Origin of the sequence: Pseudomonas sp. A34-9 (assembly GCF_029543085.1) — a bacterium.
Classification (GTDB): Bacteria; Pseudomonadota; Gammaproteobacteria; order Pseudomonadales; family Pseudomonadaceae; genus Aquipseudomonas.
The window spans coordinates 1-20,871 of the sequence record NZ_CP119967.1; the positions used below are offsets into that span (position 1 = coordinate 1).

Annotated in this window: 18 protein-coding genes; 6 read left to right on the plus strand and 12 right to left on the minus strand. The window is 55.9% G+C overall.

What is annotated here, in order from left to right:
• Positions 1-338: 338 nt before the first annotated feature.
• Genes dnaA through gyrB form a run of 4 tightly spaced genes read left to right on the plus strand, consistent with a single transcriptional unit; the run spans position 339 to position 6,549 of the window.
• Positions 339-1,865, plus strand: a complete 1,527-nt coding sequence (gene dnaA, locus P3G59_RS00005) for a chromosomal replication initiator protein DnaA (RefSeq protein ID WP_277759951.1) — start codon at positions 339-341, stop codon at positions 1,863-1,865.
• Between the two features lie 39 nt (positions 1,866-1,904).
• A complete protein-coding gene (dnaN, locus tag P3G59_RS00010) occupies positions 1,905-3,008 on the plus strand; it encodes a DNA polymerase III subunit beta (protein WP_007911887.1) in 1,104 nt (367 codons plus the stop codon).
• Between the two features lie 14 nt (positions 3,009-3,022).
• Entirely contained in the window at positions 3,023-4,126 is a 1,104-nt protein-coding gene (gene recF, locus P3G59_RS00015) for a DNA replication/repair protein RecF (RefSeq protein ID WP_003220208.1), read from the plus strand.
• Positions 4,127-4,131: 5 nt separating this feature from the next.
• Entirely contained in the window at positions 4,132-6,549 is a 2,418-nt protein-coding gene (gene gyrB, locus P3G59_RS00020; RefSeq protein WP_277759952.1) for a DNA topoisomerase (ATP-hydrolyzing) subunit B, read from the plus strand.
• A gap of 127 nt (positions 6,550-6,676) precedes the next feature.
• On the opposite strand, the gene P3G59_RS00025 is transcribed toward gyrB, so the two are convergent.
• The 7 genes from P3G59_RS00025 to P3G59_RS00055 all read right to left on the minus strand — a co-directional run bounded on the left by P3G59_RS00025 (position 6,677) and on the right by P3G59_RS00055 (position 12,464).
• The gene (locus tag P3G59_RS00025) at positions 6,677-7,120 is read right to left on the minus strand and encodes a DUF3291 domain-containing protein (RefSeq protein ID WP_277759953.1); all 444 of its coding nucleotides are present in this window, start codon (positions 7,118-7,120) and stop codon (positions 6,677-6,679) included.
• Positions 7,121-7,412: 292 nt separating this feature from the next.
• Positions 7,413-8,348 carry an N-acetyl-gamma-glutamyl-phosphate reductase gene (gene argC / locus P3G59_RS00030; RefSeq protein ID WP_277759954.1) on the minus strand — a complete coding sequence of 312 codons (936 nt, stop codon included), beginning with the start codon at positions 8,346-8,348 and terminating at the stop codon, positions 7,413-7,415.
• A 74-nt stretch (positions 8,349-8,422) separates the two neighbouring features.
• Positions 8,423-9,277 carry a ThiF family adenylyltransferase gene (locus P3G59_RS00035; protein ID WP_277759955.1) on the minus strand — a complete coding sequence of 285 codons (855 nt, stop codon included), beginning with the start codon at positions 9,275-9,277 and terminating at the stop codon, positions 8,423-8,425.
• Between the two features lie 16 nt (positions 9,278-9,293).
• Positions 9,294-9,737, minus strand: coding sequence for a GNAT family N-acetyltransferase (locus tag P3G59_RS00040; RefSeq protein WP_277759956.1), 444 nt, complete (start codon positions 9,735-9,737; stop codon positions 9,294-9,296).
• A 44-nt stretch (positions 9,738-9,781) separates the two neighbouring features.
• Entirely contained in the window at positions 9,782-10,504 is a 723-nt protein-coding gene (locus P3G59_RS00045; protein ID WP_277759957.1) for a 2OG-Fe dioxygenase family protein, read from the minus strand.
• A gap of 16 nt (positions 10,505-10,520) precedes the next feature.
• Entirely contained in the window at positions 10,521-11,444 is a 924-nt protein-coding gene (locus P3G59_RS00050) for an iron-containing redox enzyme family protein (protein WP_277759958.1), read from the minus strand.
• Positions 11,445-11,546: 102 nt separating this feature from the next.
• Positions 11,547-12,464 carry a fatty acid desaturase gene (locus tag P3G59_RS00055; protein ID WP_277759959.1) on the minus strand — a complete coding sequence of 306 codons (918 nt, stop codon included), beginning with the start codon at positions 12,462-12,464 and terminating at the stop codon, positions 11,547-11,549.
• A 317-nt stretch (positions 12,465-12,781) separates the two neighbouring features.
• Here P3G59_RS00055 and P3G59_RS00060 point away from each other — a divergent pair, with 317 nt between their 5' ends.
• Positions 12,782-13,780 carry a LysR family transcriptional regulator ArgP gene (locus P3G59_RS00060; protein ID WP_277759960.1) on the plus strand — a complete coding sequence of 333 codons (999 nt, stop codon included), beginning with the start codon at positions 12,782-12,784 and terminating at the stop codon, positions 13,778-13,780.
• Positions 13,781-13,853: 73 nt separating this feature from the next.
• Here the strand turns inward: P3G59_RS00060 and P3G59_RS00065 are convergent, their stop codons facing one another.
• Positions 13,854-14,570 (minus strand): response regulator transcription factor, encoded by a 717-nt coding sequence (locus P3G59_RS00065; protein ID WP_277759961.1) that lies wholly within the window; start codon positions 14,568-14,570, stop codon positions 13,854-13,856.
• Positions 14,571-14,746: 176 nt separating this feature from the next.
• Here P3G59_RS00065 and P3G59_RS00070 point away from each other — a divergent pair, with 176 nt between their 5' ends.
• The gene (locus P3G59_RS00070) at positions 14,747-16,279 is read left to right on the plus strand and encodes an ATP-binding protein (protein WP_277759962.1); all 1,533 of its coding nucleotides are present in this window, start codon (positions 14,747-14,749) and stop codon (positions 16,277-16,279) included.
• A gap of 168 nt (positions 16,280-16,447) precedes the next feature.
• Here P3G59_RS00070 and P3G59_RS00075 read toward each other — a convergent pair whose 3' ends face one another.
• The 4 genes from P3G59_RS00075 to glyQ all read right to left on the minus strand — a co-directional run bounded on the left by P3G59_RS00075 (position 16,448) and on the right by glyQ (position 20,859).
• Positions 16,448-17,227, minus strand: coding sequence for a lysophospholipid acyltransferase family protein (locus P3G59_RS00075; protein ID WP_277759963.1), 780 nt, complete (start codon positions 17,225-17,227; stop codon positions 16,448-16,450).
• 83 nt (positions 17,228-17,310) lie between these two features.
• Positions 17,311-17,850: a D-glycero-beta-D-manno-heptose 1,7-bisphosphate 7-phosphatase gene (gmhB, locus tag P3G59_RS00080; protein WP_277759964.1), complete on the minus strand. Its 540-nt coding sequence runs from the start codon at positions 17,848-17,850 to the stop codon at positions 17,311-17,313.
• A gap of 4 nt (positions 17,851-17,854) precedes the next feature.
• The gene (gene glyS / locus P3G59_RS00085) at positions 17,855-19,909 is read right to left on the minus strand and encodes a glycine--tRNA ligase subunit beta (RefSeq protein ID WP_277759965.1); all 2,055 of its coding nucleotides are present in this window, start codon (positions 19,907-19,909) and stop codon (positions 17,855-17,857) included.
• Entirely contained in the window at positions 19,906-20,859 is a 954-nt protein-coding gene (gene glyQ / locus P3G59_RS00090; RefSeq protein WP_003187265.1) for a glycine--tRNA ligase subunit alpha, read from the minus strand. The genes glyS and glyQ overlap by 4 nt, the downstream gene beginning before the upstream one ends.
• Between the last annotated feature and the right edge of the window lie 12 nt (positions 20,860-20,871).

Here is a 20,871-nt window from a genome sequence, read left to right on the forward strand (position 1 = left end):
TGGATAAGTGGCATCAGCCCTTGTTTGACGTGATGTACAGAGAATGACAACTACAGTGGAAAACCGTGTTCAGCCTGTGCTGCGCTGTCGGATAACCTGTGTGTGGAATGGCAGGTTATCCACAGGCAGGTTATCCACCGAGTTCAACCCCCGGTTGTCCAGTGCCCTTAGGGATGGTTATCCACAGAGCTTATTCACACACCGTTGGTCGCTTTGTTAGCGGTTAACGCATTGATAAATCATGGCCAGCGGGCAACCTGCATGTGGATAAGTGGACGGCTCGCCGCTACAATGGCCGCTTGTTTTTGCCTCACCGGCTTTCAACTTAGGGGATATCCGTGTCAGTGGAACTTTGGCAGCAGTGCGTGGAGCTTTTGCGCGAGGAGCTGCCTGCCCAACAATTCAACACCTGGATCCGTCCACTACAGGTCGAAGCCGAAGGCGACGAGTTGCGCGTCTACGCACCGAACCGTTTTGTGCTGGACTGGGTCAACGAAAAGTACCTGGGTCGTGTCCTTGAACTGCTGGATGAGCATGGCAACGGCATGGCGCCGGCGCTCTCCTTATTAATAGGCAGCAAGCGCAGCTCGGCACCGCGTGCTGCACCGAATGCGCCGCTGGCCGCCGCACAGGTGTCTCAGGCACAGGCAAATGCCGCGCCTGCAAGTACGCCGGTGGCCACTCAAGCGTCAGCACCGGCGGCCAAGCGCTCGACACAGAAAAGCCCTGAAGTCAGCGATGAACCGTCTCGCGACAGTTTCGACCCGATGTCCGGTGCCGCTTCGCAGCAAGCCCCGGTCCGCGCCGAACAGCGCACCGTGCAGGTCGAAGGCGCGCTCAAGCACACCAGTTACCTGAACCGCACCTTCACTTTCGAAAACTTCGTCGAAGGTAAATCCAACCAGCTCGCACGCGCCGCGGCCTGGCAAGTGGCGGACAACCCCAAGCACGGCTACAACCCACTGTTCCTTTATGGTGGCGTCGGCCTGGGTAAGACCCACTTGATGCACGCGGTGGGTAACCACCTGTTAAAGAAGAACCCGAATGCCAAGGTCGTGTACCTGCATTCCGAGCGTTTCGTGGCCGACATGGTCAAGGCGCTGCAATTGAACGCGATCAACGAGTTCAAGCGTTTCTACCGTTCGGTGGATGCTTTGCTGATCGACGACATTCAGTTCTTTGCTCGCAAGGAGCGCTCGCAGGAAGAGTTTTTCCACACCTTCAACGCCCTGCTTGAAGGTGGTCAGCAGGTCATTCTCACCAGTGACCGCTACCCGAAAGAAATCGAAGGCCTGGAAGAACGCCTCAAATCCCGCTTCGGCTGGGGCCTGACGGTTGCCGTCGAGCCGCCGGAACTGGAAACGCGCGTCGCGATCTTGATGAAGAAGGCCGACCAGGCCAAAGTCGATTTGCCGCACGACGCCGCGTTCTTCATTGCCCAACGCATCCGCTCCAACGTCCGTGAGCTGGAAGGCGCGCTGAAACGCGTGATCGCCCACTCGCACTTTATGGGCCGCGACATCACCATCGAGTTGATTCGCGAATCCCTGAAAGACCTGTTGGCGTTGCAGGACAAGCTGGTCTCTGTGGATAACATTCAGCGCACCGTCGCCGAGTACTACAAGATCAAGATTTCGGACTTGCTGTCCAAGCGTCGTTCGCGCTCGGTAGCGCGTCCGCGTCAGGTAGCCATGGCGTTGTCCAAGGAATTGACCAACCACAGCCTGCCGGAAATCGGCGATGTGTTTGGCGGCCGTGACCACACCACCGTGTTGCATGCCTGCCGCAAGATCAACGAACTTAAGGAATCCGACGCGGACATCCGCGAGGACTACAAGAACCTGCTGCGTACACTGACCACTTGATGAACACCAGCGCAGCTTATTAAGGCAAGGGACTAGACCATGCATTTCACCATTCAACGCGAAGCCCTGTTGAAACCCCTGCAACTGGTCGCAGGCGTCGTCGAGCGTCGACAGACCTTGCCGGTACTGTCCAACGTGCTGTTGGTAGTCGAAGGCCAGCAACTGTCGCTGACCGGTACCGATCTCGAGGTCGAACTGGTCGGTCGTGTGCAACTTGAGGAGCCGGCTGAAACAGGTTCCATCACCGTGCCTGCGCGCAAGCTGATGGATATCTGCAAAAGCCTGCCCAACGACGCGCTGATCGACATCAAGGTCGACGAGCAGAAGCTGGTCGTGAAGGCGGGCCGTAGCCGCTTCACCCTGTCGACGCTGCCAGCCAACGATTTCCCGACCGTTGAAGAAGGTCCGGGCTCACTGACTTGCAGCCTTGAGCAAAGCAAACTGCGGCGCCTGATCGAACGCACAAGCTTCGCCATGGCTCAGCAGGACGTGCGTTACTACCTCAACGGCATGCTGCTGGAAGTATCCGAAGGTATCATTCGCGCGGTGGCCACCGACGGTCACCGTCTGGCCATGTGCTCGATGAAAGCCGATATCGGCCAGCCGGATCGCCACCAGGTGATCGTGCCGCGCAAAGGTATTCTGGAACTGGCGCGTCTGCTCACCGAGCCGGACGGCAATGTCAGCATCGTGCTGGGTCAACATCACATCCGCGCCACCACCGGCGAATTCACCTTCACCTCGAAACTGGTCGACGGTAAATTCCCGGACTACGAGCGTGTTCTGCCCAAGGGCGGCGACAAGCTGGTACTGGGCGATCGCCAGGCGCTGCGCGAAGCGTTCAGCCGTACCGCGATTCTGTCCAACGAGAAGTACCGTGGTATCCGTCTGCAACTGGCCAGCGGTCAGTTGAAAATCCAGGCCAACAACCCGGAGCAGGAGGAAGCGGAAGAAGAAGTGGGCGTTGAATACAATGGCGGCTCTCTGGAAATCGGCTTCAACGTGAGCTATTTGCTCGACGTGCTGGGCGTGATGACCACCGAGCAGGTTCGCCTGATCCTGTCCGACTCCAACAGCAGTGCGCTGGTGCAAGAGTCCGACAACGACGATTCGGCTTACGTTGTCATGCCGATGCGTCTGTAATCAGCTGACCCTGGATGTCCTTAAGTCGTGTTTCGGTCACCGCGGTGCGCAATCTGCACCCGGTGACCTTCTCCCCCTCCCCCCGCATCAACATTCTTTATGGCGCCAACGGCAGCGGCAAAACCAGTGTTCTGGAAGCCATTCATCTGCTGGGGCTTGCCCGTTCGTTTCGTAGCACGCGTCTGTTACCCGTCATCCAGTATGAACAACTCGCCTGTACCGTGTTCGGTCAGGTCGAATTGGCCGAGGGTGGCCACAGCGCGTTGGGGATATCGCGCGATCGTCAGGGCGAGTTCCAGATCCGTATCGACGGGCAGAACGCCCGCAGCGCCGCGCAACTGGCGGAGATCCTGCCGCTGCAGTTGATCAACCCCGACAGCTTCCGCTTGCTCGAAGGCGCGCCGAAGATTCGCCGGCAGTTTCTCGACTGGGGTGTGTTCCACGTCGAGCCGCGTTTCATGGCCACCTGGCAGCGTTTGCAGAAGGCCTTGCGCCAGAGAAACTCCTGGCTGCGGCATGGTACACTTGACGCCGTTTCGCAAGCGGTTTGGGACAGGGAACTGTGCCAGGCCAGCGCTGAAATCGATGAATACCGCCGCGCTTACATCAAAGCCTTGAAACCAGTCTTTGAACAAACCTTGAGCGAACTGGTTGAGCTCGAAGGTTTGACGCTCAGCTATTACCGAGGCTGGGACAAAGACCGGGAATTGAGCGCCGTACTGGCCGGTTCCGTGCAACGGGATCAGCAAATGGGTCACACCCAGGCCGGACCGCAACGAGCTGATTTGCGTCTTAGATTGGGCGCACATAACGCCGCGGACATTTTGTCCCGGGGTCAGCAGAAGTTAGTGGTCTGTGCACTGCGGATTGCCCAAGGGCACCTGGTCAGCCAGGCTCGCCGCGGTCAGTGTATTTATCTGGTCGATGACTTGCCGTCCGAACTGGACGAGAGCCACCGTCGCGCGCTGTGCCGCTTGCTGGAAGACTTACGCTGCCAGGTGTTCATCACCTGTGTAGATCACGAATTATTGAGGGAAGGCTGGCAGACGGAAACGCCAGTCGCTCTGTTCCACGTGGAACAGGGCCGTATCACCCAGACCCACGACCATCGGGAGTGAAGGCATTGAGCGAAGAAAATACGTACGACTCAACGAGCATTAAAGTGCTGAAAGGCCTGGATGCCGTACGCAAACGTCCCGGTATGTACATTGGTGACACCGACGATGGCAGCGGTCTGCACCACATGGTGTTCGAGGTGGTCGACAACTCGATCGACGAAGCCCTCGCCGGCCACTGCGACGACATCAGCATCATCATCCACCCGGATGAGTCCATCACCGTTAAAGACAACGGCCGTGGCATCCCGGTAGACGTTCATAAAGAGGAAGGCGTTTCCGCCGCTGAGGTCATCATGACCGTCCTCCACGCTGGCGGTAAGTTCGACGACAACTCCTACAAAGTATCCGGCGGTCTGCACGGTGTGGGTGTGTCGGTAGTGAACGCACTGTCCGAAGAACTGGTTCTGACCGTTCGCCGCAGCGGCAAGATCTGGGAACAGACCTACGTCCACGGCGTACCTCAGGCGCCGATGGCCATCGTTGGCGACAGCGAAACCACCGGTACCCAGATTCACTTCAAGGCTTCCAGCGAAACCTTCAAGAACATTCACTTCAGCTGGGACATCCTGGCCAAGCGCATTCGTGAACTGTCCTTCCTCAACTCCGGCGTGGGTATCGTTCTGAAGGACGAGCGCAGCGGCAAGGAAGAGCTGTTCAAGTACGAAGGCGGCCTGCGTGCGTTCGTTGAATACCTGAACACCAACAAGACTCCGGTCAACCAGGTGTTCCACTTCAACATCCAGCGTGAAGACGGCATCGGCGTGGAAATCGCCCTGCAGTGGAACGACAGCTTCAACGAGAACCTGTTGTGCTTCACCAACAACATTCCGCAGCGCGACGGCGGTACTCACCTGGTGGGTTTCCGTTCGGCACTGACGCGTAACCTGAACAACTACATCGAGCAGGAAGGTCTGGCGAAGAAGCACAAAGTCGCCACCACCGGTGACGATGCCCGTGAAGGCCTGACCGCAATCATCTCGGTGAAAGTGCCGGATCCGAAGTTCAGCTCGCAGACCAAAGACAAGCTGGTCTCTTCCGAAGTGAAGACCGCGGTCGAACAGGAAATGGGCAAGTACTTCTCTGACTTCCTCCTGGAAAACCCGAACGAAGCGAAACTGGTCGTTGGCAAGATGATCGACGCCGCTCGTGCCCGTGAAGCCGCGCGCAAGGCGCGTGAGATGACCCGCCGCAAAGGCGCGCTGGACATCGCCGGGCTGCCGGGCAAACTCGCTGACTGCCAGGAAAAAGACCCGGCGCTGTCCGAACTGTACCTCGTGGAAGGTGACTCCGCGGGCGGCTCTGCCAAGCAGGGGCGTAACCGCAAGACTCAGGCGATCCTGCCGTTGAAGGGCAAGATCCTCAACGTCGAGAAAGCCCGTTTCGACAAGATGATCTCGTCCCAGGAAGTGGGCACCTTGATCACCGCACTGGGCTGCGGTATCGGTCGCGACGAATACAACATCGACAAGCTGCGTTATCACAACATCATCATCATGACCGATGCTGACGTCGACGGTTCGCACATCCGTACCCTGCTGCTGACCTTCTTCTTCCGTCAGTTGCCGGAGCTGATCGAGCGCGGCTATATCTACATCGCCCAACCGCCGCTGTACAAGGTCAAGAAAGGCAAGCAAGAGCAATACATCAAAGACGACGACGCCATGGAAGAGTACATGACGCAGTCGGCCCTGGAAGATGCGAGCCTGCACCTGAACGAAGAAGCGCCGGGCATTTCCGGTGAAGCGCTGGAACGTCTGGTTAACGATTTCCGCATGGTGATGAAGACTCTCAAGCGTCTGTCGCGCCTGTACCCGCAGGAACTGACCGAGCACTTCATCTACCTGCCGGCTGTCAGCCTGGAAATGCTTGGCGACCACGCCAAGATGCAGGACTGGCTGGCCCAGTACGAAGTCCGTCTGCGCACCGTCGAGAAGTCGGGTCTGGTCTACAAGGCCAGCCTGCGTGAAGACCGTGAACGTGGCGTGTGGCTGCCAGAGGTCGAATTGATCTCCCACGGCCTGTCGAACTACGTCACCTTCAACCGCGACTTCTTCGGCAGCAACGACTACAAGACCGTCGTCACCCTCGGCGCTCAACTGAGCACCCTGCTTGACGAAGGCGCGTACATCCAGCGCGGCGAGCGCAAGAAAGCGGTCACCGAGTTCAAGGAAGCCCTGGACTGGCTGATGGCTGAAAGCACCAAGCGTCACACCATCCAGCGATACAAAGGTCTGGGCGAAATGAACCCGGATCAACTGTGGGAAACCACCATGGACCCAAGCGTGCGCCGCATGCTGAAAGTCACCATCGAAGACGCGATTGGCGCAGACCAGATCTTCAACACCCTGATGGGTGATGCGGTCGAACCTCGTCGTGACTTCATCGAGAGCAATGCGCTGGCGGTGTCCAACCTCGACTTCTGATCCGCGCAAGCAATTTGGTGTGTATTGCCGAAATAAAAAAAGGCCCGCATAAGCGGGCCTTTTTTATGGGCTTTCGTAGTATTAAACCGCTGGTCCCTGGAGCCGTTACAGCGGGCCGAGGCAATGTTCAACTCAGAACAATTGCAGACTCACTCGATTTCAAATCAAACGCTTCGCGCGAAGGTCCAATTTCCCAAAGCAACTGCAAGCGTTGGTGGGCTTCGGACAATGTCGGAATATGACCTTCATCCACCCACCACATCACAACCCGTGGTTTGCTGATAGGCAGGAACCACTCCGCACCTCTTACTCGAAAGTCGTTGTGCGGCGTTTTATACAAGAAATCTTTCAACGCCGCCGGGCTCTTCCACAGCGAAAGCGTATAAAGATACCCTTCTCCCCATAGTTCATCGAGAAGTTGTTGATTGTCCTGAACTTCTCGCCATATAAAGCCAGGATGTGCGTCAGCGAGACCGTTTACATAGGCGGTAGAAGAATAAAAACCGTCCATGCGTGAATCAGATTTTAAATATTTTGGTTTGACCAGATCAAACTGCGCGAGAATAGCCATTATTTGTTAATCCTTTAATAAGACTAAACACTGGTGAAAAGTTGAGTAGTTACAAGTGATGTTTTGAAATGGTTTTGCAGGCGAGCGCCAACCCTCAGGTTACTTTGCAGTAATTAGACGGTAATTAACTGTCGAGAAGCCAGTACGTGCTCTATTGAACTTACATATCGTGAATTATGGTTCTTTTTAAACTACGAGGAGACATGAATATGTCATCTCATCTGTAAGCTGTTAACGCTTGAATCTGCCCTGCCACCACTGAATTACTTGGTGACAGGGAGATTCGCTTGCATCAAGCCTGACCGTTCAACATTAAATTGAGGTTCTGTACTGCGGCGCCTGATGCGCCCTTGCCGAGGTTGTCGTAAACCGCGGCAAGCAATACCTGGCCTGACTTCTCATCCGAGAAGACATAGATGTCCAGGCGGTTGGTGTCATTCAGGTATTCAGGGTCCAGTTGCGTAACGGTCTTGACCTGATCCAGCGGAACAACCTTGATGAACTCGGAGTTGGCGTAATGGTTGCTGAGGCAGGCTTGGATCTGCTGCACCGAGGCGCCAGCGGGTAATAAGCGCAAATGCAGCGGCACGTACAAGACGATGCCTTGACGGTATTTGCCATAGCCAGGTGTGAAGATAGGCCGATGCTCCAGCAATGCCTCAGCCATCATCTCAGGGACATGCTTGTGGTTAAGGTTCAGGCCATAACCGCGGTACGGAGCGTCCGTGTGTTGCGGATGATCCGGAATTTCATAGGCGTCGATCAGCGATTTGCCCGAACCGGAATACCCGGAAATGGCATGCACATTCACGGGGTAGTCCTTGGGGACCACCCCGGCTTCCGTCAGCGGACGCAACAGCGCGATAGCGCCTGTCGGGTAGCAGCCAGGATTGGATACACGCTTGGCTGTCGTGATGATGTCAGCCTGGCCTGCAGTGAGTTCGGGCAGACCATAAACCCAACCGGGTGTGGTGCGGTGAGCAGAACTGGGATCAAGTACACGTACCTTTGGATTCTCGATGAACGACACCGCTTCAACAGCGGCATCGTCTGGCAGGCAGAGAATCGCGATATCACAGGTGTTAAGTGCTTCAGCCCTTTTTACCGGGTCCTTGCGATCGGCATAGGGCAACTGTAAAAGCTCAATATCCGTGCGACCGTTCAGACGCGAATGTATCTGAAGTCCAGTCGTACCGGCTTCCCCGTCGATAAAAATAAGTGGCTTCATGTTCACGAAAATTCACGATAATGAGTGTTCTGAAACTTTATCACACCTTTACTGTGCCGCGCAGGGTGACGTTTTTATGCAAAGAGTTTTTCAGGTTTATTTGAATTATTGTTTTTTAATCCTGCTACACCGTCACTGACCAGTGTCTCTTCGAATTTTCCGGCCATGAAGTCAATTTGATATACATAAGGCACTGGTTTAAAAAACATTTCCCGATTCAACAGCTTGGCCAATGTAAAAGTCGCAGTCAGGGTTGTAGCCAATAAACAAGCAGAACTTAGAGAGGCAACCTTACGTTCCTCGAAATCAAGCTTCGGATCTTCCAGATAGGCACGGTGCAAATGTAGAGGGTCGAGGCCAATACCGAAATTGATCAGTTTCTCCGTCTCGGTCATATCTGGCGTCAACGCAAAATACTCTTCGAATGACATCGAATCCGGATGGAAGTGATGCAACGTTCCGCCGAAGCCTATAGGGCAGGAAACGACCGCTGGAATACCCCGTTCCCGCGCCTTTTGGTACATCTGAATACGCGGCTCAATCACGAAGTAGTCCATGGCGTCGCACAACATGTCCACGCCGGTCAAAAAGTCGTCGACTGTTTCAGCGCTGACCCCTTCGTACTGTTCAATGCGCAAGGCCGGATTGATCGACAAGAGACGCTCACGCAGGACATCGGCCTTTTTCAGCCCGACAGTATGAGTCGTCGCGCCAAATTGGCGGTTGAAGTTCTCCGGTCCGAAGGTATCGAAATCGGCAATTTTTATCCCGCCAACGCCCATGCGTACCAGTGTCTCCGCGTGGGTATATCCGACACCGCCGCATCCTGGAACTGCGATGGTCTTGCCGGCTAACAATGCCAGTTCTTCCTGGCTGATCAAACCGATCATTCGACTGTAAATGACTTCGCGGGAATATTCATTTTGCATATAACTCTCCTTGTATTTATTTGGCGACGTAGTGAAAGCCAACGATTGAAAAACCGTGTCGGGTCCAGAAAGACTGCGCCATCGAATTGGTAACGAACGTATCAAGGCAGATCTGTTCACACTGGTAATGATCGGCCAAGGCTCTTACGTGGTTGAGCAGTTGCGCGCCTACACCACGAGATCGGTTTCCCAGCTTGATGATGAAATGATCGATATATAAATATTTGCCGCAGTAAATACGGGTATTCAGCCAATAGCCTGTCAGGCCCACCAGCTCGGCTTCTTCGAATACACCGACACACTGCCAATTCAACTTGGCGACAGTTTTCAATCGTTCTAATAGCAGGTCTTTATTCAGATCCGGATAAAAAGTCGACAGCAACCCTAACGTCATGGGCAGTTCGTAATCCTGTAGAACCCTGATCGTCACTGACGCATCTATACGCTCAACCTTGTGCATACAACCACCTCACCCAGATACGTTAATAGGCTGGACAAGAACGGTCAGTGGAACTCGATAACCAGCAGATCGCGATAACCGCTGTCAGCTCCATCACAGATCTGAATGGCTGTCGTATCGTGAAAGACCGTGTCATCCCTGAACAGCAGTGCCTGGCAAGGCTTCTCCAGCGTGCCCACATAAATAGGCTGCTGATGCATGATGTCGACCAGTGTCGTTTCACCTCCGATCACACCTCTTCTGTCGGCCATGAACAGGCAACTGAATTTCACCCCGTCCCGATGTTTGCCTTCGGGTACCGGCAATCCCGTCATGTCTGGAGTGGCCAAGATGCGATTGAAATAGGTGTTGATTTTCCAGCCTTGAACATCCTCGATTTCACTGAAGGTGTTGGCGAGTTTCAGTAGCAGCTTTTTCAGCACTTCATTGTCGGCCATCTCCGCAGTGACGGGGGCGAAGTGCCGGTCGATGCCACCGTTCAGTGGATTGAAATACTCCGGTTGGGAATACGGTACATGGGGCTGCTGCTCCAGGCGATTGCCGTTCGCATACCACTTGAATTTACCGAAACGGCGATAGCGGTACATGCCGCCATCGTTCATGTAACGATCAAGTTCGAGGTTTTCCCAATAACCCTGGAATTGCTCCCACTCGGGCATCTCGGAAAAATCCACACCCAGCAGTTCAGCGGAGTGCCCTGCAACAAATCGGCTGTTGTTGAGTGCCCAGACAGTCTGTGGCTCAGTATTGGCAAGATTGCTTTTCATAAGGGTTCTCTAAATATCACGTCAACAGCGTTTTGTTGTTTTTCATAGCCAGTTCGATGCTTTTGTAATAATCGACGGCTACGTTGTATCGGATCAGGCAGCCAATACATATTTCTTCAATGGCTTCAGGACATGACTTCGCCAATGGCATCAGCACACGGTAGAGAAGTTGCTTGCCGTGATTGGCGTCAATCTTTATATGCATGTCGTGGTAATAGATGACGTCTTCGGGCATGTGCAGACGACGCATGGCTTTGACTGTTCGGGAGAACCGGTAAGGCGCGGTGTGTTCAAGAATCGCCAGTGCGCCCAGCAGACGAGGGTGATACTGACGCCGCAATGCGTACATCAGCAGCAGATTGCCGTTCTTCAGGGCCTCCGCCGGCGCTTGTTGAACACTGGCCTGGGGACCGATGAGTTCGTGCAGTGTTTCTGCGGATTTACGGAACAGCACGGTATGCATTTCGGATAGCGTACCCAGGCCCATTTCGTCCCAGTAGTTTTCCGCAAGTGCCAATTTCATATCGCCTGTCATGCCCAATTGCGCCAGAGCGATGACGTCATCGAAGCGACCATCGACCTGCTCTTCCATGGCTATGTAAAAGCTTAGTTCTTCAAGCGTCGACTCTTCAGCCAGCCAAGTGAAAAACGGTGAAACCTCGTCGCGATGAGTCGAATGCAGCCGGTTGTACCACTTCAAAAATTCGGCGGCGTTTTTTGGCAACTGGGCTTTATCAAGACGACTTTCTTCAAAGGCATTCCATTCATCTTCCAGCACTTGGGTGCGCGCATATTCGTGGTGAGACGGCGCCATTTTGTAAGCGCGTGGTTCGGCCAGTTCACGAAGATAAAACGAGTTGAGTGCGGTCTGTTCCGACAGCGAGTTTATGGTCGACGGCGGCGTGGTCGTCTGACACTTGGAACGATCTTGTAGATTCATTTCAATTCCTTTGCTTTACCAGGGACGAGCACGCACCAGACCCGAGCACGTGCCACGCCCCATCGGAGTTAGCTTTCAGTCTTGCTAGAAGCGCAGCGCGGGTTAGCTTTTGCGCATTGAGCGGAGCAGTCCCAAGTAAAAACTTTTATAAGAGACTTCCAGGTAACGGCAGTTTTCATGAATTTTTTCGTGCAGGTCGTGCAGACGGTCAATAGGCAACCCGGGCATCAGATGATGCTCAACGTGGTAGTTATTGCCGTTGGTGAACCAGTTCATGAACGCGTTGCTTTTAATGGTTCTGGTGTTTTCGTAAGGGTCTGTCGAATCCGTTGCGCAACGGAAATGCTCTGGCATCTCAATCAAGGCGTGTACCGGAGCCGCGACAAACATGAGCGGAATAATCCACAGATAGACGATGATTTCATAACCGAACTGAAATGAGACCCCACCCAATAACGCAATCATCAATACCATCGAAAGATGATCTCGTTTGATGCGTCTGGAAACGTTGCTGGAAACGTTTTCGTACTGCGAACTGAACGCAATAAACACATTTTTGAAAAAACGTGGGTAGTGCGAAACCATCAAAAGTCGGGTTAATAGCGCGCTGATGGAACGAAGGGATAACTCACCATATTGATCACCGTAATCAAAGAACTCCCGATTTTCTGGAGTGCCCAGATAACGATGGTGATGCATATGGCTGGCTTTGTAATCAGCGAATGAAACCAACATTGGCAAACCGAGCAGTATGCCGAATAGTTCGTTAAGCTTTTTATTCCTGAATCCCTGTGAGTGCAAAACTTGATGTTGAAGTTCTACACCATGGGCGAACATTGATCCAAGAAGAATGACGCCTATAGCGACTTCCCATGGATGGCCACTCAGAGCCAAACAACCACCGGTTACAATCAGCGCTAAGTAGATTGCAAATTTCAGTGCAAACGTTACATCGCTGGACCTGCTCTGAATATCGGCCAATGCCAATCGATTGGCATTAGTAAATGTAGTTCTCTGCACAACTCACTCCGTCGAACTGAACAAGAATTTCGCTGATATTTTCTAATCGTTAGGCAAGCTATCGAATTAATTTTTAATCATTCCATTATGTGTACCTTTTACAGTCTCTGGTGTTAACTAATGCCTCCGGTTTGGATGTTTAGTTGTTCAGCTCGGGTGCTTCTGAAACACAACAACTTTGATGAATGGTCATAACGCCAAGCAATCGCGCGCAGTACAACTGTGAGGGATCTAACGGTTGTGCCTGCAGTATCGATTCTCAATAGATTCCGCTTCGAAGTAAAAAAGATATTGTTGATCACCCATAAGGAAAACGGATGTTTGATTACAAATTGCTTTCTGCTCTCTCTGCGGTCATTGAACAGGGAGGCTTCGAACGAGCAGCCCAGGTTCTTGGTCTGTCCCAGCCCGCAGTGTCACAGCGAATCAAGCTATTGGAGGCCAGGGTCGGCCGTCCGGTGTTAGTGCGCTTGACGCCACCGGTGCCAACCGAGATAGGGCGGCGGCTGCTTTATCATGTTCAGCAGGTGCGGTTACTCGAGCGTGATCTTCAGAGTCACGTGCCTTCTCTCGATGAAGACGGGGCTCCGGAACGCCTGCGTGTCGCCTTGAACGCTGACAGCCTGGCGACATGGTGGGCGCGATCAGTGGGTGATTTTTGCGCCGAGCAGAATTTGTTGCTGGATCTGGTCGTCGAGGATCAAGCGGTCAGTCTCAGGCGTATGCGTGCCGGCGAGGTGGCGGCCTGTGTTTGTGCCACTGAACGGCCAATGGCGGGCGCGCGCAGTCTGTTGCTTGGTGCCATGCGCTACCGCGCGGTGGCGAGTCCTGAGTTTATCGCCCGGCATTTTCCGAACGGTATCAATGCCCAGTTGATTGCCCGCACGCCGGCGCTAGTGTTTGGCCCCGACGATTTTCTGCAGCACCGCTACCTCGCAGCCTTGGGTGTGCTCGGAAGTTTCGAGCACCATTTCTGTCCGTCATCAGAAGGATTTATACGACTGACAGAAGCAGGACTGGGTTGGGGTCTGGTTCCGGAGTTGCAGATTATCGATCATCTGCAGCGTGGCTTGCTGGTTGAGTTGATACCCGACAAGCCAACCGATGTGCCGTTGTACTGGCACCATTGGCGCAATAGTGGCGAGTTGTTGGGCAAGCTGACCGAACATCTCGCGCAATCATCAAAACGTTGGCTGGTGCCGCTGGATTCCCTGGCAAACATTCCTCGCCATATTGCTTCCCTTCATCAGCCACGCTTCCCGATGCCCACTGAGCACGACAGTCATTCCTGTCTGACGATGAACAGCGAAGTTTAAGAACGTTGTGTTGAACTGAAACAGGACTGTCAGGTGGGGATAACGCGCCCCCTGGCAGTTTCGGCTCAGCCGTTCAAGTGGCGGCCGCCACACTCTCCAACCGATACCCGTAGCCATAAATCGTCAGCAACTGCCAACCACGATCCGCGGTCAGTCCGAGCTTGTTGCGCAGGCGATAGATATGCGTGTCCAACGGTCGCGACGAAGCCATTTCCTCATGGGGCCAGAACCGTTCATACAGATAATCTCGCGACAACGGCCGTCCGAGGTTGCTGAACAGGCAACGCGCGAGACGGTATTCACGTTCGGTCATGATGATCGGTTTGCCCGCACGGGTGACCGTCAGTTCTGCATCGTCAAACGCCAAGTCATTGAAACTCAGCACTTCGGCAGCTGCAGTACGCTGCTGACTGTGCCGGCGCAACACCGCCGCCACGCGTGCTTTCAATTCATTGGGCCGAAACGGCTTGCTCACATAATCATCAGCTCCGGCATTCAGCGCTTGAACAATATCGCTCTCACCATCGCGACTGGTCAGCATGATCGCCGCCGGTGGCGCTTCCATGTGTTCGCGGGTCCAGCGCAGCAGCGCCAGGCCGGTGAGGTCGGGCAGTTGCCAGTCGAGGATCAGCAGGTCGAAAGTCTCCCGGCGCAGTTGCCGCAGCAAGTCTTCACCGCGCTCGAAGCTGTGCAGTGACCATGGCTGCTCGCCGGCATCGGCCATCTGCTGCAGGGTTTGCTCGACCCGGCGCAGTTCGGCGGGTTCGTCGTCCAGTATCGCAACGCGCATACGCGATGATTCCTTGTTGCTTTGGCAATCGGGAGGCAACCATAGCGGCTTGCCCTGTGCCGTGAAAGTAAGCGTCTCGTCGGTGATCGACGTCCGCTATGATTCTTCGGTCTACGTCTCTGACCTGTGGCCTATGAAACCATTCCCTCCCGCCCATTTCCCTACGGCGCGTTTCCATGAATAACCGTCGCCGGCACGAAAGCCGTGAGCCGAGCCAGGTGCAGCGCCTGTTTCGCCAGTTAGTGCGCGAGTGGGTGTGGATAAGTCTAGTGCTGTTGCCGCTGACTGCGCTGTTGTCTTATCGCGCCCAGGTCAATCTGCGCGACGTCTCGCCAGTGCTGAGCGCATTGCTGTCGGTAGGGCTGGTAGCGTGCGTGCTCGGGCTTTTGCTCTGGCGTCCGCGCTGGGCACTGTGGATAACGCTGAGCGGCATGGCGTGCGTGCTGCTCGCCAGTGCCGGGCTGGCGGAAACCCGGCGCTGGTGGTCGCCGACGCCAGCCGCGCTGGGCATGCTTTTCGGTTATCTGATCTGGAACTGGCGGCGTCTCAGCGGGGTGCTGACTTACTTCGGCTGGGAGCTTGCCCGCCTGGACAGTGAGCCGAAAGTCTTCCCCGAACGCCGCCGCACCCAGTTCACCGGGGGCGATAGGTTGCAGGGTCAGATCATGGCGCTCGAACAAGCCATGAGCCGCACTCGCGATACCCGACGGTTCATCGCCGACGGGCTGGAATATTTGCCGGTGGCGACGCTGATCAGCGATCCGAAGGGACAGATCCTGCTGGGCAACCGCAAAGCTCGGCAACTCTTCGACAGTAATCTGGTGGGCGATGACATCCTCGATCAACTGGCGCGGCTCGGCTATCCGGAGTTATCCACAGCGCCGCGTCCGCTGTTGTCCGCCCTGCCGCTGCTGGAGTTTCGCGATTACAAGGAGCGCAGCCTGCGTCTGGAGCGTGCGGCATTGCTGCCGGTGGATGGAGACACACCGATCGGCTGGTTGCTCAGCCTCACCGATCTCAGCGCCGAGCGTGCCGCCGAGGAGCAACGCGGGGTATTGCTGCGGTTTCTTTCCCATGACCTGCGCGCGCCGCATTCGGCGATCCTCGCCTTGCTTGACGTCCACCGGCATCAAGTTGGGGCTGATGCGCCGCTGTTTGAACAGATCGAACGCCAGGTGCGCCGCGCGCTGGATCTGACCGACGGTTTTGTTCTGCTGGCGCGGGCCGAATCCGAGGCTTACCAGTTTCAGCCGACGCTGTTCGCGATGCTGGTGCTGGATGTTATTGATCAAGCGCTACCGATTGCCCAGCAAAAACGCATCGAACTGCTGAATGAAATGGATGAGCCATCGCAGGAACGCCTGATCAAAGCCGATCAAGGGCTGCTGACGCGCGCACTGTTCAACCTGCTGGAAAACGCGATCAAATACAGCCCGGCCGACACCAGGATTGAACTGCATGTAAGTTGCGACGAAGACTGGCTGCGCTGCGAACTGACCGATCAGGGTAAAGGCATCGCCGCCGAAGAATTACCCGACCTGTTCACCCAGTACCGGCGCTTTTCTTCCTCTCAAGGCATTGATGGCGTGGGCCTGGGCTTGTCGATGGTCAAAGCGGTGGTCGATCACCATGGCGGCGTTATCGAATGCCACAGCGTGGTCGGTCAGGGCACCACCTTCCTCCTCGAATTGCCGCTGATCCCCGAATGAACAGGCACAAAAAAACCGGCTATATCAGCCGGTTTTTTTACTTCCGAAAAAAACTTATGCACCTTTTACGGTGTTTTATGAGCTTGAGAAATATATAAGTAAATCAATCACTTAATTTCAATATTCAAGCGTTTTCAACAAAACCGTACACAGGTTATCCACAAATTCTCAGACAACCACCTGATCACTCGCGGCAGGTGCTTGCGGGGCCGGCGGCAGCGAACCCATTTCGCGCTGCGTCTTCTCGTTCCAGGCTTGTACCCGGTCGTTCAACTCAGCGATGGCGCGCGGGCCTGTGCCCTCGGCATACATCGGTTCGCCAATGACCACGGTGATTACACCGGACTTCTTGCCCCAGCCGATTTTCGGCCAGAACTTGCCGGCATTGTGTGCAATCGGCAGCACCGGAAGCGCCGCATTCACCGCCAAAGCGCTACCACTGCGGGAGAACTTGCCGACAGTGCCGTAGGGCACGCGCGTACCTTCGGGGAAGATCAGTACCCAAACGTTGTCCTTCAGCAGCTCATCACCCTTCGCCGCGACTTGCTTCAAAGCAGCTTTCGGGTTGTCGCGATCAATCGCGATTGGCCGCAACATGGCCATGGCCCAGCCGAAAAACGGTACATACAGCAGTTCGCGTTTGAGCACTTGGCTCAACGGCGAGAAATAAGCGGAGAGAAAGAACGTCTCCCAAGTGCTCTGGTGGTTCGACTGAATCACGCAGGGCCGGTCAGGCACGTTTTCCGCACCTTTGATTTCGTAACGGATACCGAGGAATACCTTGGTCAACCACAAGGCGCAACGGCACCAGTACACGTTGATAAAACGATAGCGCGCCTTGAACGGCAGAAACGGCGCGATAAAAAAACTCAAGCTGCACCACAGCAGGGAGGTGGTGCCCAGCAGCAGGTAAAAGAGAAAAATCCTGATGGCCCGCAGTATCGACATAGTGACGTTTACCGTTACGGGGCAATGCCCGAATGTTCAAGCGCACTCCCGATCAATCCCTGGTCAGGAACTTCAGAAGTACTCTAGTTGTGGATAAGTTCTGCGGCAATCGCCGCCAGATCGTCAAAAATCAGAGTGCCAACCGGCAGGGTTTTGCCCTGAGTCTTTTCGCCTTTTCCGGTCTTTACCAAAACTGGCTGTGAATCGACGGCTTTGGCGGCCTCCAGGTCACCAAGGCTGTCGCCGACGAACCAGACATTGTTCAGTTCGACGTTGTAATGCGCCGCGATGGTTTTCAACATCCCCGGTTTCGGCTTGCGGCAATCGCAGCCTTCGTCCGGCCCATGCGGGCAATACACGATCAGCCCGACTTCACCGCCCTGCTCCGCCACGAGCATACGCAAGCGCGCATGCATGGCGTCAAGGGTGGCGAGGTCGTAATAGCCGCGAGCAATGCCCGACTGGTTGGTGGCCACTGCCACCGTCCAGCCGGCCTTGCTCAACTGCGCAATCGCCTCGATCGAGCCGGGCAACGGAATCCACTCCGCCACCGACTTGATGTAAGCGTCGGAGTCGTAATTGATCACTCCGTCCCGATCGAGAATCAGCAGTTTCAACAGCAATCCCTCAACCCAGCAGCGAAATGTCGGCAACACCCAGGAACAGGCCACGCAGACGCGCCAGCAGCGCGTAACGGTTGGCCCGCACATTGGCGTCGTCGGCATTGACCATCACCGCGTCGAAGAACGCATCCACCGGCTCACGCAATGCCGCCAGGCGTGCCAGCGATTCGTTGTACTGACGCGCTGCGGCCATCGGCTGTACAGCCTGATCCGCTTGCTGGATCGCCGAGTAGAGCGAGAACTCGTTGGCGTTGTCGAAGTACTTGGCTTGAACGTCGGTCGGTACCGCGCCTTCGAGTTTGCTCAACAGGTTCGATACACGCTTGTTCACCGCCGCCAGTGCTGCCGCTTCCGGCAGTTTGCGGAAGGCCTGAACCGCTTGCACACGCTGATCGAAATCCAGCGCCGAACCTGGCTTCAGGGCACGTACCGACAGGTAGGTGGCCACTTCAACGCCTTCGTCTTCGTAACGTGCACGCAGACGGTCGAAGATGAATTCCAGCACGGCTTCGTTGAGGCCGGCAGCCTTGACCTTGGCACCGAACGCATTCACCGCGAATGCGACGGCGTCATTCAGGTCGAGATCGAGTTTCTTCTCGATCAGGATACGCAGCACACCCAGGGCAGCGCGGCGCAGGGCATACGGGTCTTTGCTGCCGGTTGGCAGCATGCCGATACCAAAAATACCGACCAGGGTGTCGAGCTTGTCAGCGATGGCAACGGCCGCACCAGTCAGGGTGGCTGGCAGTTCAGCACCGGCACCGCGTGGCATGTATTGCTCGTTCAGCGCCAGCGCGACGTCTTCCGGCTCGCCGTCATTGAGGGCGTAGTAGTAACCGGCGACACCTTGCATCTCCGGGAACTCGCCGACCATTTCGGTGGCCAGGTCGCACTTCGACAGCAGGCCTGCACGAGCAGCCCACGAGGCGTTGCCGCCGATGCGTGCGGCAATGTACGCAGCGAGCCTGGATACGCGCTCGGCCTTGTCGTAGACGCTGCCGAGTTTTTCCTGGAACACCACGTTTTTCAGGCGATCGTTGAAAGCTTCGAGTTTCTGCTTCTTGTCTTGCTTGAAGAAGAACTCGGCGTCAGTCAGGCGTGGGCGAACCACTTTCTCGTTACCGGCGATGATCTGCTGCGGGTCTTTGCTTTCGATGTTGGCCACGGTGATGAACCGTGGCAGCAACTTGCCGTCGGCATCCAGCAGGCAGAAATACTTCTGGTTGTCCTGCATGGTGGTGATCAGCGCTTCTTGCGGCACGTCGAGGAAGCGTTCCTCGAACGAGCACACCAGCGGCACCGGCCATTCCACCAGCGCGGTCACTTCGTCGAGCAGAGCCGGCGGAACGATTGCCGTGCCTTCCTGACGGGTGGCCAGTTCTTCGGTGCGCTTGCTGATGATCTCGCGACGCTCGTTGGCGTCGGCCAGCACGTAAGCGGCACGCAGGTCGGCGAGGTAGCTCGACGGCGAACCGATGCGCACGCTTTCCGGGTGATGGAAGCGGTGACCACGGGAATCACGACCAGCCTTCTGCGCGAGGATGGTGCAATCGATGACTTGGTCACCGAGCAGCATCACCAGCCATTGGGTCGGACGCACGAACTCTTCCTTGCGCGCACCCCAACGCATGCGTTTCGGGATCGGTAGGTCGTTCAGCGAATCTTCGACGATGGTCGGCAACAGGCTCGCGGTCGGCTTGCCGGCGATGCTCTGGCTGTAACGCAGTTTCGGGCCGCTCTGATCGATTTCGCTCAGCTCCACGCCGCACTTCTTGGCAAAACCCAGGGCTGCCTGAGTCGGGTTGCCTTCAGCGTCGAACGCCGCCTGACGTGGCGGGCCATCGAGGTTGATGCTGCGATCCGGTTGCTGAGTCGCTAACGCGGTAATCAGCACAGCCAGACGGCGCGGCGCGGCGTAGACGGTTTTAGTCTCGTAGCTCAGGCCAGCGGCTTGCAGGCCTTTGTCGATACCGGCGAGGAACGCTTCAGCCAGGGTGTTCAGGGCTTTGGGTGGCAGTTCTTCGGTGCCCAGTTCAACCAGAAAATCTTGCGCACTCATTGTGCAGCCTCCAGCTTGGCCAGTACTTCGTCACGCAGGTCCGGGGTCGCCATCGGGAAGCCCAGCTTGGCGCGCGCCAGCAGGTAGGCTTGCGCAACGGAACGCGCCAGGGTGCGTACACGCAGGATGTATTGCTGACGCGCGGTCACCGAGATCGCCCGGCGCGCATCCAGCAGGTTGAAGGTGTGCGAAGCCTTCAGCACCATTTCGTAGCTCGGCAATGGCAGCGGCTGGTCGAGTTCGATCAGGCGCTTGGCTTCGCTTTCATAGAAGTCGAACAGTTCGAACAGCTTGTCGACGTTGGCGTGTTCGAAGTTGTAAGTGGACTGCTCCACTTCGTTCTGGTGGAACACGTCGCCGTAGGTCACCTTGCCGAACGGACCGTCAGCCCAGACCAGGTCGTAGACCGAATCCACGCCCTGCAGGTACATGGCCAGACGCTCGAGACCGTAAGTGATCTCGCCGGTCACCGGATAGCATTCGATGCCGCCCGCTTGCTGGAAGTAAGTGAACTGAGTCACTTCCATACCGTTCAACCAGACTTCCCAGCCCAGACCCCAGGCGCCGAGGGTCGGCGATTCCCAGTTGTCTTCGACGAAGCGGATATCGTGGACCAGCGGGTCGAGGCCGACATGCTTGAGCGAGCCCAGGTACAGTTCCTGGAAGTTGTCCGGGTTCGGCTTCAGGACCACCTGGAACTGATAGTAGTGCTGCAGACGGTTCGGGTTTTCGCCGTAACGGCCGTCAGTCGGACGGCGGCTTGGCTGCACATAGGCGGCGTTCCAGGTTTCCGGGCCTATGGCGCGGAGGAAGGTCGCGGTGTGGAAAGTGCCGGCGCCTACTTCCATATCGTAGGGCTGAAGTACCACACAACCTTGCTCGGCCCAGTATTGCTGGAGCGCGAGGATCAAGTCTTGGAAGGTACGCACGGCTGGCGTAGGCTGGCTCACGAAATTCACCTG